General features: G+C 41.8%; 9 protein-coding genes. 3 read left to right on the top strand and 6 right to left on the bottom strand.

Annotated elements, in window-relative coordinates:
* Positions 1-517 precede the first annotated feature (517 nt).
* From IM507_RS02180 to IM507_RS02155, 6 genes are all read right to left on the bottom strand, one after another.
* On the bottom strand, positions 518-4,939 hold the full coding sequence (locus IM507_RS02180) for a hypothetical protein (RefSeq protein WP_287636475.1): 4,422 nt from the start codon (positions 4,937-4,939) through the stop codon (positions 518-520).
* 247 nt (positions 4,940-5,186) lie between these two features.
* Positions 5,187-5,963 (bottom strand): YajG family lipoprotein, encoded by a 777-nt coding sequence (locus IM507_RS02175; protein ID WP_287636473.1) that lies wholly within the window; start codon positions 5,961-5,963, stop codon positions 5,187-5,189.
* Positions 5,964-6,006: 43 nt separating this feature from the next.
* Entirely contained in the window at positions 6,007-10,599 is a 4,593-nt protein-coding gene (locus tag IM507_RS02170; RefSeq protein WP_287636472.1) for an FkbM family methyltransferase, read from the bottom strand.
* A 48-nt stretch (positions 10,600-10,647) separates the two neighbouring features.
* Positions 10,648-14,412 carry a tetratricopeptide repeat protein gene (locus IM507_RS02165; RefSeq protein ID WP_123231110.1) on the bottom strand — a complete coding sequence of 1,255 codons (3,765 nt, stop codon included), beginning with the start codon at positions 14,410-14,412 and terminating at the stop codon, positions 10,648-10,650.
* 164 nt (positions 14,413-14,576) lie between these two features.
* Complete coding sequence (locus tag IM507_RS02160; RefSeq protein WP_123231098.1) at positions 14,577-15,035, bottom strand: hypothetical protein; 459 nt, start codon at positions 15,033-15,035, stop codon at positions 14,577-14,579.
* Positions 15,036-15,644: 609 nt separating this feature from the next.
* A complete protein-coding gene (locus IM507_RS02155; RefSeq protein WP_123231099.1) occupies positions 15,645-16,112 on the bottom strand; it encodes a hypothetical protein in 468 nt (155 codons plus the stop codon).
* A gap of 408 nt (positions 16,113-16,520) precedes the next feature.
* Between IM507_RS02155 and IM507_RS02150 the strand changes: the two genes are divergently transcribed.
* Genes IM507_RS02150 through IM507_RS02140 form a run of 3 tightly spaced genes read left to right on the top strand, consistent with a single transcriptional unit; the run spans position 16,521 to position 18,064 of the window.
* Positions 16,521-17,381, top strand: coding sequence for a formylglycine-generating enzyme family protein (locus IM507_RS02150; RefSeq protein ID WP_287636468.1), 861 nt, complete (start codon positions 16,521-16,523; stop codon positions 17,379-17,381).
* A 46-nt stretch (positions 17,382-17,427) separates the two neighbouring features.
* Positions 17,428-17,736 (top strand): nucleotidyltransferase family protein, encoded by a 309-nt coding sequence (locus IM507_RS02145; protein WP_002733690.1) that lies wholly within the window; start codon positions 17,428-17,430, stop codon positions 17,734-17,736.
* Positions 17,723-18,064 carry a HepT-like ribonuclease domain-containing protein gene (locus tag IM507_RS02140; RefSeq protein WP_002734383.1) on the top strand — a complete coding sequence of 114 codons (342 nt, stop codon included), beginning with the start codon at positions 17,723-17,725 and terminating at the stop codon, positions 18,062-18,064. The genes IM507_RS02145 and IM507_RS02140 overlap by 14 nt, the downstream gene beginning before the upstream one ends.
* Positions 18,065-18,189: the final 125 nt, after the last annotated feature.

The raw sequence follows: 18,189 nt of genomic DNA, 5'->3' as shown, positions 1-18,189 counted from the left end.
TACTTGTTATGGTTCGATAGGGGGGCATAGATCGACTAAATCCTTATCTGGCAAGAGACTTAATTGATTAGTTCGCTCTAGATAAAAAACAATTGACAAAAATCGCTAAATGACTTTCTATATAAGGGTTCCATCCCTTATAACCCCCGTCCATTGCATAACACAAACCGAAGAGCCATAATCAATCCCGATTCTAGGCAGTAATCTGGCTGGTCATGTTAACAGTATAACTGAATTATGTCGTCCTTTGTATCCGGTAGAAGAATGTGCGGTTAGGCAGTTTTGATCATTACCCTTAATTAGGGTTTGATCAATAAATGTGAAATGTAGGCAAGGTAAGGGTTTTGTGGCTTTTCTGGCGAAACAGGTGCCAGATTTTGAGAGAATCGTGCTTCAAAACCTTGCGTCTTCATCGGCCCGCGTCCCGTAGGGGCGAAGCATTCGGGCAATAACCTATCGGTGAAACCGGAGATTTTCTATCCGAATGCTTCGCCCGTACTTTTTCAGCAGACCCTAATTAGAACTTAAAGTTTATGCTAGATTGAATTCGACCCCTAAAACCAGAATCACTATGACCCAGATAAGCTTCTATGGAGAGCAAAGATGAAGGATTATTGTATTTGATTACCAAGCCATAGTTAGGATCTTCAAATTGGTTATCAAAACCCCGAGTAGCGACGGAATAGTTACTATAATAAAATCCTAGTCTCGTACTACCAAGTTTTTGATCTTTAATAATGGGATAAGTTGCCTCAACAGAATAAAAAACTTTATCGCCAAACGAAATAGGAAAAATAATATTTAATCCTGAAGACTCGGAAAAATTAAGAGAACTAAAATAGGAAATATTCCCAAGACTAGACCTGGGAGCTGCCGCATTTAATTCTTGAGGGCTGAAGCTAAAGTTACTAAACCAAGTCAGATTCCAATTTTGTCTCACGAACTGAAAAACATTACCAAAATTGGCACTGGAAATATTCAAACGATTAGGACTACTATTCCAACTAAAATTGACAAATGGCGAATTACTAATAATTGTCTCCCATTGTTTGTTCTTATTATACCAAATGTTATTAAAATTCCACCTTAAGTTAATACTGGAAAATATTCCAACTGTTTTTTCCTGGAGATCGGAAATATTTTCATCAATTTGAGGAGAAGATTGAGGATATAAATTTGTCCAAGCTCCCAGGGATAAACTATAGCTGAAACCCTTGCTTGTACCGGAGAGTATAAACTCCAAAGCGGGTAAATACAAATAACCGATGTAGGACGTATCTTCAAATTCTCTTTGACGAAATCGACTAATTTCTATTCTGCCAAATTCTATGTCGGCGGCTTTCCCAGGACCGACAATCGGAAGAGCAGTAAAAGCTTCGGATTGTACTGCCAATTGTTGCTCGAACAATACATCTCCCTGGCTATTTTGAACTTTTGTAAAAGCAAAACTTGTACGATTCAAAGGTTCTATATTCGTAAATTCAATGGGGACATTAACACCAGTATAGGCTAAGGGTCCAAAATCATTGGGAGATATTACAGAAAAGAATAGAGGACTTTCCGGAGTCCATTCACCAATTTCTCGACTAAAAAATTGAACCGCCCTTTGATAAGTACCAGTACGCAATTGAAAAAGCAGAGAACTATTAGGAGTAACATGATCTGTGATTGTATAACTACCAGATACTTGATTTAATTGACTAACAAGGTTTGCATTCTGAAGACTATTATTTAATCTTAGGTTCATTGCTCTTCTATCAGCCGAGGTGGATTGAGTAGAAAAAGACTCGGGAGCTTGATTCTCTTCATACTTTTGTCTGGCTGTGGTTAGAGCGCCATTAATATCATTCGGGTTGAGTAAGTAAAATAGCCCCCCCAAAGCTAAACCCAAAGTAGCATTCACCATTTGTCTCTCATCTACATCACTCAAAAAGGGAGATACGGTTAGGGAAACGCCAGGATTAGCAAAGACATTTGTATAACTTAATTCAACTTTTTCAGGGTGATATTTTAGAAGAGTTCGATTCTGGGAATAATTGAAAATATAACGATACCAATTATGAGTTTCTGGCTCAAAAGAACGAGTCGTAATTTCGGGCGCTCGTTGACCGCCACTATACCAGATAAGAGAATTCAGGTAATGAAAATCTCGCTGCTCTTGAGTTAAAAAAGGATTGCTCATCAAAGCGACAATATCATTATTCTGCAATTGTGAACTATCAAGATTTAACGCACTAGCATAAATTCGAGACAATTGATCCTCAAATCCTTTGTCAAATTGTAAGGTTTTTACCCCGGGTAAGGAACTGAAAGACTGATTGAAGTTAAACCCCGCCGTTGTGAAAAAATCTCCTACTGTAACCCCGATTTTGGCTAAATTTTCTAGGGGAATTCTTTGGCCAATTTGCAATCTGACTTTATTGTCTAATAAACCTTGAAAGTTAATAGTAGGAAACCCTTGTAAAAATTTGGGAGCATTTTCTGCATCTAAGTTACCGAAAGAAGAACCTCCCCCCTGTTCGGTAAAAGTTGAAGCTTTACGAGTGTCATCCAAACTAACAACCTCAATCTCTCCGTTAATATTAAAAACTACTTGAGGAACACCTGGCACACCTTGAGGAGAAACAACCTCAACAGCACCGCTAGTAATATTTAAGTTGTTATTATCTTTTTCAAAACCCCTAGCACTTTCAAATGCTTGAGGTAGGGCAAAGACTGTCTGAACTCCGAAAAATGGGATCGTGGAAATTGCCGTCTGTCGAGATTTTTGAGTAATAACGTTTCCCTGATAATTGATGTTGCCATGAAAGCCATTTGTTTCAATCACGACATTGTTATCATAAAGCCAATAAAATTGCTGATTATTTGGATAGTAAGAAAAATTAAAGTTTTTAAGTAGAGGATCATTAAACTCTTTAAAACTTAATTGATTACCCAGGGAATATTGATCTAAATCAAAAGTAAGATTAACATAAAAATTAAGAATAGTTGGCCTATATTCGTAGGGGTTTATTGTAAGTAAGTCATTGGTATTAACAATAAAAGGATAGCGTACCGCAACACTTTCCAGAAAACTCTTGACGGCAATATCTTTAATTTTCAATTGTTCCTCAGTTAACGGGGATTGACTGGGAACTTCTTCCTCTGGTTTAATAATTTCTGGAACTGGAGGAACTGGAACAGTGGGTACATCTTTGGGAATAAAAAAATCTGAGGTTCCAGTTTGTGCTAAATTTAGTTGGCTAATTTCTTTGTATGTAACTATACCAAAAACAGGTGCGTTAATGATATTTTGATTTAATTCTAAGTCATTCAATATATCAATTATTGCCGGCGTAGCAGGAATAGTAAAGGGAGCTAACTGAGTATCTGCCGATAAAAATTCTTGAGCGGGAATCTGAGCTATCGATCTATCGCCGGAAGAATCAATCTCCAGTTTGATGGTGGTGGTGGGAATTTCCCAGGTATCAATTATTGCCGGCGTAGAAAAAGTGGTAAAGGGAGCTAACTGAGTATCTGCCGATAAAAATTCTTGAGCGGGAATCTGAGCTATCGACCTATCGCCGGAAGAATCAATCTCCAGTTTGATGGTGGTGGTGGGAATTTCCCAGGTATCAATTATTGCCGGCGTAGAAAAAGTGGTAAAGGGAGCTAAACGAGTATTTGGTAAGAAAAATTCTTGAGCGGGAATCTGAGTAATGACCTTCGGTGAGGAAGAACTAATAGTTACAGTTGCAGCCGACCCTTGATCCGTTTCGGCCCGACGGTGATATTGCCCCTGGGTGAGGAACTGACGCAAATCCGAGTCATCCTCCACTGACGGTTGATCAGATAGATTCAGAGACCCGGTTGAAGCAGAATTTGGAGAATGGGGCAGAGACTGATCCAGGGTTTGACTGTCCAACGGCATTAAATCTGACGCTTTTCCCGAGAGATTCTCCCCAGAAAAAGCTTGAGTTATCAATACCGACTCCGTGGAGGGCTGCTCGGAGCGTTTAGAGAGACTCTCTGAAAGGTTCGGGGAGGAGGAACCAGTAGTTACAGTCATAGCCGACTCTTGATCCGTTTTGGACTGACGGTGATATTGCCCCTGGGTGAGGAACTGACGCAAATCTGAGTCATCCTCCACTGACGGTTGATCGGACGGATTCAGAGACCGGGTTGAAGGGGAATTTGGAGAATGGGGCAGAGACTGATCCAGGGGTTGACTGTCCACTGGCATTAAATCTGACGCTTTTCCCGAGAGATTCTCCCCGGAAAAAGCTTGAGTTATCAATACCGACTCCGTGGAGGGCTGCTCGGAGCGTTTAGAGAGACTCTCTGAAAGGTTCGGGGAGGAGGAGCCAATAGTTACAATCACAGCCGACTCTTGATCCGTTTCAGCCCGACGGTGATATTGTCCCCGGGTCAGGAACTCAAATAAATCTGACTCATCTTTGGCTGACGCTTGATCAGACAGATTCAGAGACCCAGCTGACGCAGAAGAAACGGTTTTTTCTGTTTCAGCGACTTGAATGGTCTCTTGACGAGATTGGGTTTCTCGGTTCGCCGATGCTGCCGCAATCGTAAGAGACACGCCCTTAACATCGAGGATTTGTTCGGACGATCGATCGAGTAAGATTTGCCCCGAATCAGAAGTCAGAGCCTGATTTTGGGCAGAACACAAAGAAGGATAAAACCATTGCAACAGTTTAGCTTCTATGGCTTGCCAGTTAACCAATGGGAGCGGGTCAAATTTGCCAAACAAATGATCGCTTGATTGGTAGCGATGATCAACATACAGTACAATTGAACTAAAGCGTTTGACCTGCCCGTTAACCAATAACGATTCATGAGCATCATAAAACAACAAAATGAAGGGGGTTGAGCTAATAGCTAAACCCGACAAAATCACAAAAACAAAGAGGTGATTCGGAGACTCATTCGCTCGCCTTGTCATCGAGATTCAGAAAGATAAATATTTTAGGCACTCCATACAGGATAAGCAATACGGCTCACCACTACTACCAAATCATCATCGAAAATGTTATCTAGAAGAGGGCGTGTGTTTTATGCCCCTACATAAAACGGATTTGCTCCACATTTGTGGGCGCAGGTTCTTTGCGCCCACAAATGTAATACACTAGAACGTTTCCGCCCGTGATATTGCGAAAGTCATTGGGCTTACTTACTTATCACCGTTCATCCTAGTCTAAAACCGGAGGCGTGAAATTAACAGTTAAAGTTGATGACTGAATTGTAAATGGGTTGGAAGGATTGCTGAATGAATTGTTAAAACTAGAAGTTATATTACTGGCTTCGGCTTTTTGACTAGATGGAAAAACTACATTAACTGTAGATACCGTGACCAGCTGATCATTGACTGCTGTTGGTTGTGGAATAGTAATACTTGTGCCTGCACTTGTTTTGACAACTTCGGTCAATAGATCATTCGTTGGGTCTGGTGTCACTCCATTATTGTTATTGTTAATAACAGAAAGAAAACTACTAGGATTATCTTCACTTCCCGTGACGGAAAAAGTAAGGGGTTTTAACTCAGGAACAGCAGTAGGAACACCCTTATTATCAAATGTGACATTTACTGTCGGAATTACCGGAGTGGGAGAATTGATTAGGGAAGTAGATGGAATATTATTTGTTGTTGTTACGTTTACCGTCGGAATGATCGGTTGAGATCTGAGGCTGGTGGCAGGAATATTATTTGTTGTTGTTACGTTTACCGTCGGAATGACCGGTTGAGATCTGAGACTGGTGGCAGGAATATTATTTGTTGTTGTTACGTTTACCGTCGGAATTGCTACATTTGGGGTTATTACGGGAATAACAGGAGTAGCAAGACCTGGAATAGAAATTCGGGGAATTGACTGGGCAATTACCCGATGATTAACGAGAAAAATTTGTGAAACAATAACTAAGACAGTTAGTGCTGATTCTTTGGAGTTGAGTCTGCTGAGAGTTTTCATTTTGTTAGCCTCATTTTTAATTGTTGACAAGGGAATCACGCTGTCACTTGTTTGGATTGTAAACAGCAATTAAATTTAACTGACTGTTGAGCTGGTTGGCATCGGTCACAGGAACTAACTCCTGGATATAGGGGCGGTAACTGTAAACCTGATAACCCTTTGCTTGGATGTATTCCATTATAGCACCATTGCTACCGTGGGCTCCAGCAATATTTTCATAGATAATATTGGGCTTAAATTCTGTTAATAAACGTTCTGCTCCCTGTAGAACTTTTATTTCATGTCCCTCGGCATCTATTTTTAACCAGTCAACCCTCGTCAGGTTTTCTGTTTCAATTAAACTATCAAGGGTTAAACATTGAATAGTTACAGTATTAGCCAAATCATAATTAGGGGAATTATCGCTGATAACTTCATTTAACTCACTGGCATTATGGAGAGATAGTTTCGCCGAACCACAATGATCACTGGCCGCCGCTTCGTAAATTTTAACCCAAGGGAGTTGATTGATACGGCTTGTTTCTTGTAAGCAGTTTACACAAGCTTTAAATGGTTCGATAGCGATGACTTTCCCTGTTTCTCCCACCCTTTGAGCAGCACTAAAGGTATAAACTCCCACATTTGCCCCCACATCAATAACGGTCATATCAGGACGGATTTGGGTACGCCACAATTCCATTTCCGCTTCAAACCAATCTCCTTGGGCGAGTAAAACAGCAGTGGTAATACTTTTTAAGTTAGCTTCCACTGTCAGAATGAGATTATCATAGGGAACATAAGTAAAAGGATTTTCCGGTCTGGCTTGGGTCCAAATCCACTCTCCCACATCGGGAGAGTTGGGGTTAAAATGAGTGACCCCTTGCTGAAGCCAATATTCTGCCGCTTTTGCTTCCGGTAAGTTACGATAAGCCAAATAAAGAGCTTGTATTGAGGGTGCGTAATTGGGATTAATCTGATGGGCTTTGAGCAGGTAAAAAATACCATCCCATTTTTGCCCACAAAAACGAGCAATTCCTAGTTGTAACTGTACGATGGGAGATGTTGCAAGGGATTGAGAGATTAATTGTAGGGTATCTTGCCCAGAAGCGTTGTAAAAGTAGGGTTGAGATAGATTAAGAACTTCGGCACATAAAAATAATATTTGCTCGTAGCAGTTTTCGGCTGCTAGAATTTTCTCTAAATATTCAGCTTTGTTTAATAAAGTACGGGCGGTGGAAGGTAAATAGACAAGTCCTTTGTTTGAAGCGGTTTTCCTAAAAGCCGGATCAAGAATACCGACAAAAACAGAATAAGCTAAAACATAGGCTTTGCTGTAATCGCCTATTAGACTATAAATCAGCGCTAAATGGACGGCGGCTAAGGGATGGGCTTTTCCCTGCTCCAAAACCGCTATCGCATTGTTTAATAGTTGTTTGCGAAAGGCAATATCTTGTGTCTCTTCTGCCTCAATAAGCATAATAACTGCTACATTGTTCCATTCTCTGAGCGTAGTGGGTTGATTCCAGTTAGTATTATCAGCAAAAGCTAAAAGTTGATCACAATCTTCTGAGGTCATTTGAGGGCAATTTTTCTGCACATATTGACTGTAATAATTGAGGGGACTTTGCGTCTCTACATTCCTCAATGCATTAAGATAATCTATTAAGTTCTCAGGTGATGACTTAATGATTTCTAATCTGCTCATAGGGGTAAAGTTTGTAAAAACAGGACTAACTAAAGGACTAGACGCGAAAATAAAACCGTCATAAGAAGTTGTTTGATCAAAATCGGAGGACACCTCTACTCTATAGCTAAAATGTTTTAATTTTTGAATAACCTCATAATGTAAGTCTTGAGAATGAGTGGAAATAAAAAGATAGTCAATATTGGCATTACTTAGAGAAAAACTGCAATCACTCAACATTTCCACTTCATACCCTTGAATATCAGAGTGAAGTATCGAAAGCTTTTTAATATAGTTATCCCTTAAGTACTTGTCAACGGAAAAATAGCCTTTACCTACAAAATTTTGCAAAAATTGACCTTCAATTCCGTTTAACTTAAAGTTTTTTTTGCCAACTTTGATATTTTGACTTTCAGGTTCCACCAAGATCACAGTAGCGTTGGGATGTAAAATCTTTAACCACATAGAATAATGTCCCCAATAGGCTCCCAACTCAAGCATATTCGGAGCAACAGAAAGCCGTTTAAGCACCTGTTGAAATACAAACTCTTCTAAAGGCTCGTGAACACCACGATTCATGACAAGAATCGAACTAAAGTCACCGTAATAAGCATCTTGCCCTTTGAATGGAACTTTTATCCCGTTGTGAAGATAGACAAAATTGCCATCAACAATACCAGCACGAGTATCTCTCTTAATCACTAAATTTAGTGGATCAGAAATAATTTCTCTAAACCTGGCAGAAAAGTCATCAGCCCTAGCTTTTTTTAACAAATCAATAATCGATGTATCAGAAATAGCGCTTGTTATTTTTGGGGGGATAGGTAAGGCAATTTTGTTCAAATTCTCGTGCGGGTTGTCGAACTCATCTTCAAACCTATCCACTTGAGCAGCTAAGGTACTATTCACTAAACTCTGAAAGCAGGCTTCTAAGGCTAGGGTTAGGCCTTGTATATCTCCTAGTTCAGAATGTTGAAAACGCTCTCTTAAGCTAGTTCTTAATGAGGCGATCGCCTCTAGATCCTGGGCAAAAGTAATGGCTTTGTTAACGTATTCTTCGGGACTATGAGCGATCCAATCCCCTAAGCCGATCGCCTGTAGGAGACTATTACCCATCCGTTGAATTTTACGATCGCCAGCAAGGGTTAAAACCGGAACCCCCATCCACAAAGCATCGCAAGTGGTAGTACAACCATTGTAAGGAAAAGTATCAAGGTGAATATCGATACGATGATACAAGGCGAAATAATCCTCAGCCAATGTCGGTGAGTCAATTAATTCAACTTGTTCGAGATTCAAGCCCTGTTCTTGCAGGAATAATTCAACACTTTGTTTTTCTTCGGTATCGTCTAAATTATGATAGTGGCTTTTGAGGATGAGACGGGACTGAGGTAATGCCTGAAGGATTTTTGCCCAGAGGGATAAAAGGAAAGGATTAAGTTTAGAAAAATTGTTCAAACAACCAAAGGTAATATATTCTGAACTTAAAGCGGGCAGGGGATTGACTTCTAGGGCTTCCGGGGAAGGTTGATAAGCCACATAGCATCTGGGGAGTCGCCAAATCGTCTCGCTGGTTTTTTCTTCCGTATCTACGGGGTGTAAATGATGATCGGTAATCCAATAATCGATGGTAGGGATACCTGTCGTGGCAAAATAGCCCAAGTAGGAAGCTTGAATAGGGGCAGGTTTGCTAAAAAAGATCGGCAAGCGATTATCTTCCGTATGACCCGCTAAATCAATTAGGATGTCAATCTGATCCTGTTTAATTTGCTCGATTACTTCAGCATCGGTAAGTCCAAGGGTTGATCGCCAGTGATCGCAAGAAGACTGAATTTCTTCCGTTATTTCATCAACTTTGCGGATTTCCCCATAACAATAAATCTCAAATTTTTGACGATCATGATGTTTAATAATTGGGGCAATAAACTTGCCCACGGGATGACGTTTAAAGTCAGGGGACACATAACCAATTTTGAGTTTGTGTTGGGCAGCAGACCCTTGGTTAGGGATATTTGGTTGGGGAATAGTCAATTCTGCCATATTATTACTTGTATTTCCCTTGAGAATCGACAGGCCAATATTAATTACTTCTGTGAAATTATATTGAGGATTAGAACCATAATTGACGGTGAGATATTCCAGCAATTCTAAAGCATAATCAGGAAAGTACAATATGTCCGCGATACAAGCCTGTTTTAATAGTTTTTCTGGGGATACCGGACTAGATTGACCAATTAAATCTTGAAAGTAAAACGCATCACCCCACAACATTTGTGCCGCAAGATACTGAGGAACACCCGCTTTAATCTCAACAGGAAAAGATTTTTTGGAAATACAATGTAATCCTTTAAAACCTTGAAGAAAAAAACCTTGCTGCCGTAAATGATTATCTACGTCAGCAAAAAGCGGTTGATTTTTATAGATAGGGGCAAATTCAACTTCGGTTTGAATAGCCAAGGTGCTGTTTTTGATGATCTGTTGCGCCCCTTGAAAAATGTTTAATTCTGCCCCTTGTACATCTACTTGCAGAAAATCAATGGTATCAATTAATTCACTAGCACAAAAACTATCCAGAGTGGTTGTTTCTATTTCTGATACATAATCTAGGGTAAGAAATTCAGGCAAAGAACTACGAAAACGAGATACATAGCTGTGATTTGGTTCATAAAGAGAACTACACGCTTTATCTTTAGTAACATATAGTTGGGATTTGCCTTGAGTGTTACTGAGGGCGATGGGAATATGTTTTTCTTGATGCCTGATATTTCTTTCCTTTAAATTCTGATTCATGCGCTTACATTCATCGGCATCGGCCTCAAATCCATAGATAGTTAAGTTAGGGGCAAAAATTCCCCACGATTGACTACTATAATCATCGGCCCCAGAAATTTTTCGAGAACCTATCTGGGCGATGGTAATATGAATGTTATCTAAAAAATGTTGAGCTTTTAGCGTTTGTAAGAAGATAGTCATGGTAGTAAATTTAATGATTATAGAAACAACTGTAACTATTGACAATATTTAAGTTTGGATTTTGTTCCGATACCAACGAGAAGAAGCATCGTAAATTTCCTCGGAACTAACTTCTTTAATACCACTCAGCGCAAAAAGAAGTGCTGTATGGGCTAATTTATTTGCGGGATCACAGCGGAGGCACTGACGAAAACAATCAACCGCTTTCTTCTCATCAGGTTGACAGCTATAAACCACTCCCAGATTGTAATAGGCCATCGCATAGTCGGGATCTAACTCGATCGCTTTTTCAAAACAACTTTTTGCCTTGGTTAACAATTTTTGCTGCTTATAACTTATTCCTAAGTGTAAATAAGCGATCGCATCTTGGGGTTTGGCTTGAATAATTTTTTGGAAGCAACTGACTGCTTTATCAAACTTTTCCTGTTCGTAGAGAACGACTCCCAAGTTATAGCGCAATTCTAAGTTATGGGGTTGCAGCAGTAAGGCACAACGGTAGTATTTTTCCGCTTTGGCATAGTTTTCTTGACGATCATACAGTTGCGCCAGGGATTTATAAACCTCCACATTAGTAGAATCTAACTGTACACTATGGGAATAACAAGCGATGGCTTTTTCTGTCTCTTCTAACTGTTCATAAACCAAGCCGAGATTATAAAAAGCGGTGGGATAATCAGGTTGAGATTCAATCGCTTGTTGATAATAACTAATCGCCTGCTGTAATTGTCCTTGTTGTGCGGCTAAAAAGCCCAGATTATGATAGGACTTGGCATAGGTGGGATCTACTTTTATCGCTTGCACATAGAAGTTTTTGGCTGACTCCAATTCTCCCGTAAGGGTTTTTTCTCGTCCAAGTTGGTGATAATATGCCGCACTGTTCTCCTCTGGGACTACGGGAAGGGGAGGAGAATTAACCTTATTTTGTTCCTCTAAATAAATTTGCCACATTTGTCGATAAGCCTCCTCCATCGCCGCTGCCATTCCCTCGGCATCTAACAATTTCGATTGAGCTAGGCGATCGCGCATCGTAGCTCGTAAATTGGCTAAATAGACAGTATCTTGAGCAAATTGTACCGCCTTCTGCACATAATCTTCGGGAGTATCCGCAATCCACTCGTCTAAACCCACTGCTTTTAAGAGGGTGACACTCAAACGCTCCATATTACGTCCCCCGGCTAAAGTCAGGGTGGGAACTCCCATCCACAGGGCCTCGCAGGTGGTAGTACACCCCCCATAGGGAAACGGATCAAGATGAATGTCCACATTATTGTAGGACGAAAAATGTGCTTGATTGCCTAATAATCCCCCTTGAATAAACAGTCGATCAGCACTGATTCCCCGTTGGGTAAAGTCATTGATGATGTTCTCTTGAACCCTAGGATCAACCCCCGCCTGATGAATTGCTTTTAGGAAAAGACGGGAGTTAGGAACGGCTTTCAGTATTTGGCACCAAACATCAAGGGTTTCAGGGGTTAATTTTCTAGTGTTGTTCAAAGAACCGAAGGTAATTAAACCCGTTTTTTGACAAGGTAGGGGCGAAACCTCTGGGGTGTCGAGATAGTTGTTATAGGTTAGATAACAACGGGGTAAACGCCAAATTGTCTCACTGGTTAATTCGGGAGTGTCTAAAGGATGTAAGTCCTCATCGGTAATCCAATAATCAATGGTGGGTAAACCCGTGGTGGCAAAATAACCTAAATAGGTCGCCTGAATAGGAGCGGGTTTTATTCCCAACACTTTAAGGCGGGTCCCCACAGTGTGACCGGCTAAATCTACCAAAATATCGATTTGATCTGCCTGGATTAACTCCGCTACTTCTAAATCCGATAAACCCACAGTACAGCGCCAGTGATCGCAGGCTGCTTGGATTTTTTCGGTAACGTAATCCTCTTTGGCGACTTCCGCGTAGGCAAATATTTCAAACTGATCGTGATGATGATTTTCTAGTAAAGGTTTAATAAAAAAACTACAGGAGTGACGACGAAAATCAGGAGAAATATAGCCGATACGCAAGCGGCGATCGGGGTCTGGTTGTCTCCGGTGGTGTTTGAGGGTAGGAAGGCCCTGTTTAACAACGTGGTAGATATACCAGAGATAGGAACTATCGAGAATCTCCTGGGGAGAAACAATGGTCAATGCGCCAAGACACCACAACAAAAATGAGTGGTTACCACAATCATGCGGCTCTAATTGCATGATTTTATGACTATAATCGACCGCATTGGCTATTTTACCGAGTTTTTCGGCACAAACAGCTAAATTTGTGAGAGCTGCAAGATGATCATTGTCTATAGTTAAGATTTTTTGATAATAGCTGATCGCCTCGTGAATATAACCACTTTTTTCTAAGATAATGCCACAATTTTGTAGCGCGGGAATGTAATTAGGGTCAAGGGTTAAGACTTGGCGATAATACGCCATCGCCTCGGGTAGTTTGTCCTGTTTTTGAAAGATGAGAGCCAGATTAAATAAGGGTTCAATGGCCGAAGGTTCAAACTCCAACGCCATCTCATAACAGTTTTGCGCTTGAAGGAATTTTCCCCGTCGCTCCCATTTGTTCCCTGTATTAATTAAATAGGCAACAAAATCCGGCAATAACTCCCATTCTTTCGCTGTTAAAAGACTTTTGGCTTTTGCTGATTCTCCTTGATCCTGCCAAAATTTAGCTAGTTGAAATTTGATACTAGGATGATTGGGGTCAAGATTTAAAACCTCAGTCAAGCATTCGCCTATTTCCAGGGTGATTGCTTGCTTTTTCTCGTCTTCGAGGTTTTCTCTCTGGTTAATTAATTGCTGTTTGAGATTTAAGCCTAAACGATAGTAGGCTTTAGCGTATTGAGGATTCAACCTAATCGCTTGACGATAATAGTCGATCGCCGATTGCCATTGTTGTTCTTTTTCATTGACAACCCCCAAATTGTAATAGGATTGGTAACGTTCAGGCTCTAACTCGATCGCCTTGAGATACCAAGACTGAGCCAAAGCAAAATGACCCTGCTGGGTGAATTGATTGCCCAGATAGTGGGCGATTTCCGCACCTTGATTCCCTAAACCGCAATCGGCAAAGGAATCGATCAAAGAATTTTTTATTGCTTGATAAACTAGCTCCCGCTGCTCGGGTAGTATTTTCCAAACGTCTTTCTGTAGGGTTGCTAATAAATCCAGCCAAGTTTGCCAATTTATTTCTTTAACCAAATTTAAAAATATTTCCCTGAAGGTTTCGCCGGTTTCATCTCCGCCGAATAGCAGCAAGGGTTTAAAGAGACAGTGGATTAATAACTGCTCTTCCTTGGTGAAATATTCCTGCCAAGGCGCAGACTCGGTTGGAAAATCTAATAAATGCTCGATCGGATAATCTTGGCTATTAAACCTTAACCCAACGGACTGGGCTAGAGCCTCTATCTGCCCTAGGGGTGTTTGCCTGATGTCCTTTTCTTTTAACCAAATAACTCGATGGGCTAAGGGCAGCCAAATATGGGGCTGACATTGCAACTGTTTGGCCACGGCTTGGGTAACGGTCTCTTGACTACCCGTGATGGCGTTGCCCAAGGACTGACGCGGATCCGCGTGGCTATAGACCACTAACGCCCCCTCCCGTTGAATCTCCTGAAGGGCATCTTGCCCCAATACCTCAAACTGCAATAAAAGGGGGATAGCTTCTCCCTGCCGTAACCTTAAATAACGGTCAAGAGACACCGCATCTGGAAATACCCCCGCCTGAAAATCGAGGCCCGATTGAGTGTACAGTTCACCCAATACTCGGTAACTCCAAGCGGTTTGATAGTAGGGAATACGATTACAGAATATGATCATTACAACGACTGCATCCGCAGAGCTAGAAAGATTCAGGTTATTGGCAACCACTCAGAAGACGTTTGGGGAGTGACATCAGTAAAAAATTCTCCCCCTACCCTTCGGCTTTGCCCAGGGTAACAATTCCCTCACTGAAGCGCCGACTTTAAAAAGGGGACTTGTTGCTAATCTAAGACGGAAGTACCAGCAGTCCAAGCCCGGACGATACCAGACACATCCCCAAACTGACTGGCAGCAGCAGCCTGCGAAATAGCATCGGCAGTGGCACGCTCAACTGTTAGTTGCGTACCTGAGTTTACCTCCACCGTAGCGGTCAATACTGCGCCTGTAATAGCAACGAAGTTTTTGTCCTTATCCAGGGTATCGTAACTTATTTGTACTGAAATAGGAGAACTGAAAACATAGTCACTGGAGGGCAATACTTGCTCAATGGCAAAGCTATTGGTGGCTGCAGTGTTGCCGTCGGTGAGAATGCTAGTGGTGGCACCGGACACTCGGGATTGGGATGCTGTACCGATAAATTGGGCTTGGGCACTGTCGCCAACGGATAATACACCCGCGGCGGCGAGACCACCGGCTAGAATAGCTCCTCTGGCGATTCCTTGGTAATTAGAGGCCTTCATTGTTTGTCTCCTTTGTTAAGGGGCCAATGATTTTGAGGTCATGAGGCAGACTATGGCTCAGTTCTTCGTCTCGATAAGCTGTTGACTATCTAAATTACTCGTTAAGAGTGCGGGGGAGCGGGCTTCGTCCGTGAGCTTAACCGAAAGGGAGCGGGGAGAGGCAGTTTGAGCATTTGTACCAAAATTTCCGATAGCGCAGTTTAAATTCAGTACAGCTTACCCGCGTTTTCTTGGTATGGATCGTTACAGACTCGACCGTCATCAGCTACATATAACTGCGGTTGGCCACTGTCAAGGTTTACCACCCAGAACTCTTGGCTCTGTCAATCACCTATTGGACGTAAGTACCTAAGCAAAATTAATTACACACTTCGATAAAGCTTTTGCCTCTTGCCTATTGCCTCTTGCCTGTCTTCACTAGGAAATTTATTTTGCATGACTACTTATCCCTTGCGATTGATCGATTAAAAATAGGCCACCCAGGGCAATCCTGGGGGGCAATTGCACCACTTTTCTACTAGCGAAAAAAAACAGCAAGAGTTAATTCGGGTAGTATGTGGCTACAAAGTGGTATTTTTCACCCGGGTTGAGACGGGTTGCCCACTTCAACTAATCTAAGACGGAAGTCCCTGTTGTCCAAGCCCGGACGATACCGGACACATCCCCAAACCGACTGAGGTCAGTAGCGGCTGTAATAGCATTAGCAGTGGCACGTTCAACCGATGGGGTGGTAGATGCGTTTGCCGCTACGGTAGCAGTAAGCACTCCTTGAGTAATAACAGGGGTGACCACGCTTGCCGTACCAACCGGCTGCGTAGCGTAAGTCACTTGTACCGTAACCGGACCAGTAAATACATAGTCGGCAGAAGGCAGAACCTGCTCAACGGCAAAGCTATTGGTAGCAGCAGCGTTGCCATCGGTGACAATGCTAGTGACGGCGGCGGACACTCGGGATTGGGATGCTGTACCGATAAATTGGGCTTGGGCGCTTTCGCCAACGGACAATACACCGGCTGCGGCGAGACCACCAGCTAGAATAGCGGCTTTGGCGATTTCTTGGTAGTTAGAAGCTTTCATCGTTTGTTTCCTTTGTTAAGGGGTTAATGGTTTTGAGGTCATGAGGCGGGTTATGAACTGTTTGGTCGTCTCAATGCCCTCGTTTTTTTTGGTATGGATTGTTACGGAATCCAACCTCTTCTAGTATATATCGCTAGGAGGCTCTACTGTCAAGATCAACTACACAAAATTAAAGTTTTGTAAATGATCTATTGGACGTATCTTTTGTGATCGATGAATTAGAGGCAACTTGGGGCAATTCCGTGCCTAGTTATACCATTTTTCTAATTTTCTAGTAAGGAAAAAAACAGCAAGAGTTAATTCGGGTAATCGATCGAAGTCTTGTTATTCTTATAACTGGTAGGTTTCGAGATTTTTCTAGGCTCGCAGCTTAACCCGATCGACCGATAACTGATAGAGGGGTGCAGAATGGGAGAATGGTTAGATTTTATCGATGAAGTGGTCACTGTTAATGGCAAAGGTGAGGAAATTAAACGGGAAAAAGTCACTAATCGAGGTTATAAATATTTTTTAAGCAAAAAAACCTTTTTAGAAATGATTTTTATCCCTAGCGGTCAATACCTCATCGGTGCACCCAAAAGCGAGTTAGGCTGGAAATTGAGTCAAAGTCCCCAATCTCTGGTTAATATTCAGGCTTTTTGTCTAAGTCGCTACCCAATTACCCAACGACAATGGCGCGAGGTGGCAAAATTAGAAGCAGTAAATATTGAACTTAATCCCTATCCGTCCCATTTTGAAGGTTATGATCGCCCCGTAGAACAAATTAACTGGTGGGAAGCGGTGGAATTTTGCGATCGCCTATCCCGTCTCACCGGACTGAATTATCGTTTACCCGCAGAAAAAGAATGGGAATACGCTTGTCGGGGAGGTACATCCACCCCCTTCCACTTCGGCCCGACAATTTCCACGGATTTAGCCAACTATTCCGGGGTGGACTGGGATTATGGCGGCAAAGTGTGCAGTTCTGGTCGTTATGGGGAAGGTTCCCTAGGCTGCGATCGCAGGGAAACCACACCGGTGGGAATGTTTGCCGTCGCTAACCCTTTCGGACTCTACGATTTGCACGGAAATGTCAGGGAATGGTGTGCAGATTACTGGCGCGATAACTACGAAGCAGCCACAATAGAAGATAGGGACAGACGAGTTTTACGCGGCGGTTCCTGGAATGATGGCCCTAACAAATGTCGCTCGGCCTACCGAGTCAAATTTATGGCTACTGCTGGACTCTATGATATTGGTTTTCGTGTGGTTAGCGATAATTCTCCTTAAATCTGAAAACCGATCACTGATTACTGGTGACAGGGAGGTGAAAAAATTGAAAATAGAACTACCCCAGCAAATAATCAGCGAATTTTGTCAGAAATGGCAGATATCTGAAATGTGTTTATTCGGATCGGTTTTGCGGGAAGATTTTCGTCCAGATAGCGATATTGATATACTGGTCAGTTTCCAAGATAGTGTTTCTTGGGGACTTCTGGAGTTTTCGAGGATGAAACGGGAATTAGAGAATTTATTGGGACGGAAAGTTGATTTGCTAACGAAAAAATCGATCGAGCAGAGTCATAATTGGATTCGTCAACGAGAGATTTTAGGGACAGCGCAAGTGATTTATGTGGCGGGATAAGGCTTTTTTACTAGATATTGTCCGAGCAGGTCAATTAGCTCAACAATTTGCCGAGCAGCTGGATCGGGAACTACTAGAATCGGATTTACGCACCCAATCCGCAATTCTCTATCAAATTACTATTATGGGAGAAGCTACCAAGCGCCTATCCCCTGGATTTCGTAAACAACATCCAGAAATTCCTTGGGACGACATCGCCGGTATGCGAGATATTATCGCCCATCAATATGATCGGATCGATCTTGATATCGTCTGGCAGGTTATTCGACGCAATATTCCTGAACTATTGAACTTGTTAATACCTTTATTGCCCACACAAGATACTTGATTAGTGATATCTTTGATAAGGTTCGGTAAAATGAAAGAGAAATACTAACTTTAAATCAGACTTCTGGTCAAATTTTAAAAATGTACCGCTCCTCGATCGAGAGTTAGAATTGATTTTAGAGACAA

This window comes from Microcystis sp. M20BS1 (genome assembly GCF_020245305.1).
GTDB lineage: Bacteria > Cyanobacteriota > Cyanobacteriia > Cyanobacteriales > Microcystaceae > Microcystis > Microcystis ichthyoblabe_A.
Note: the sequence above shows the minus strand (reverse complement) of the source record. Positions and strands in the feature narration are given on the sequence as shown.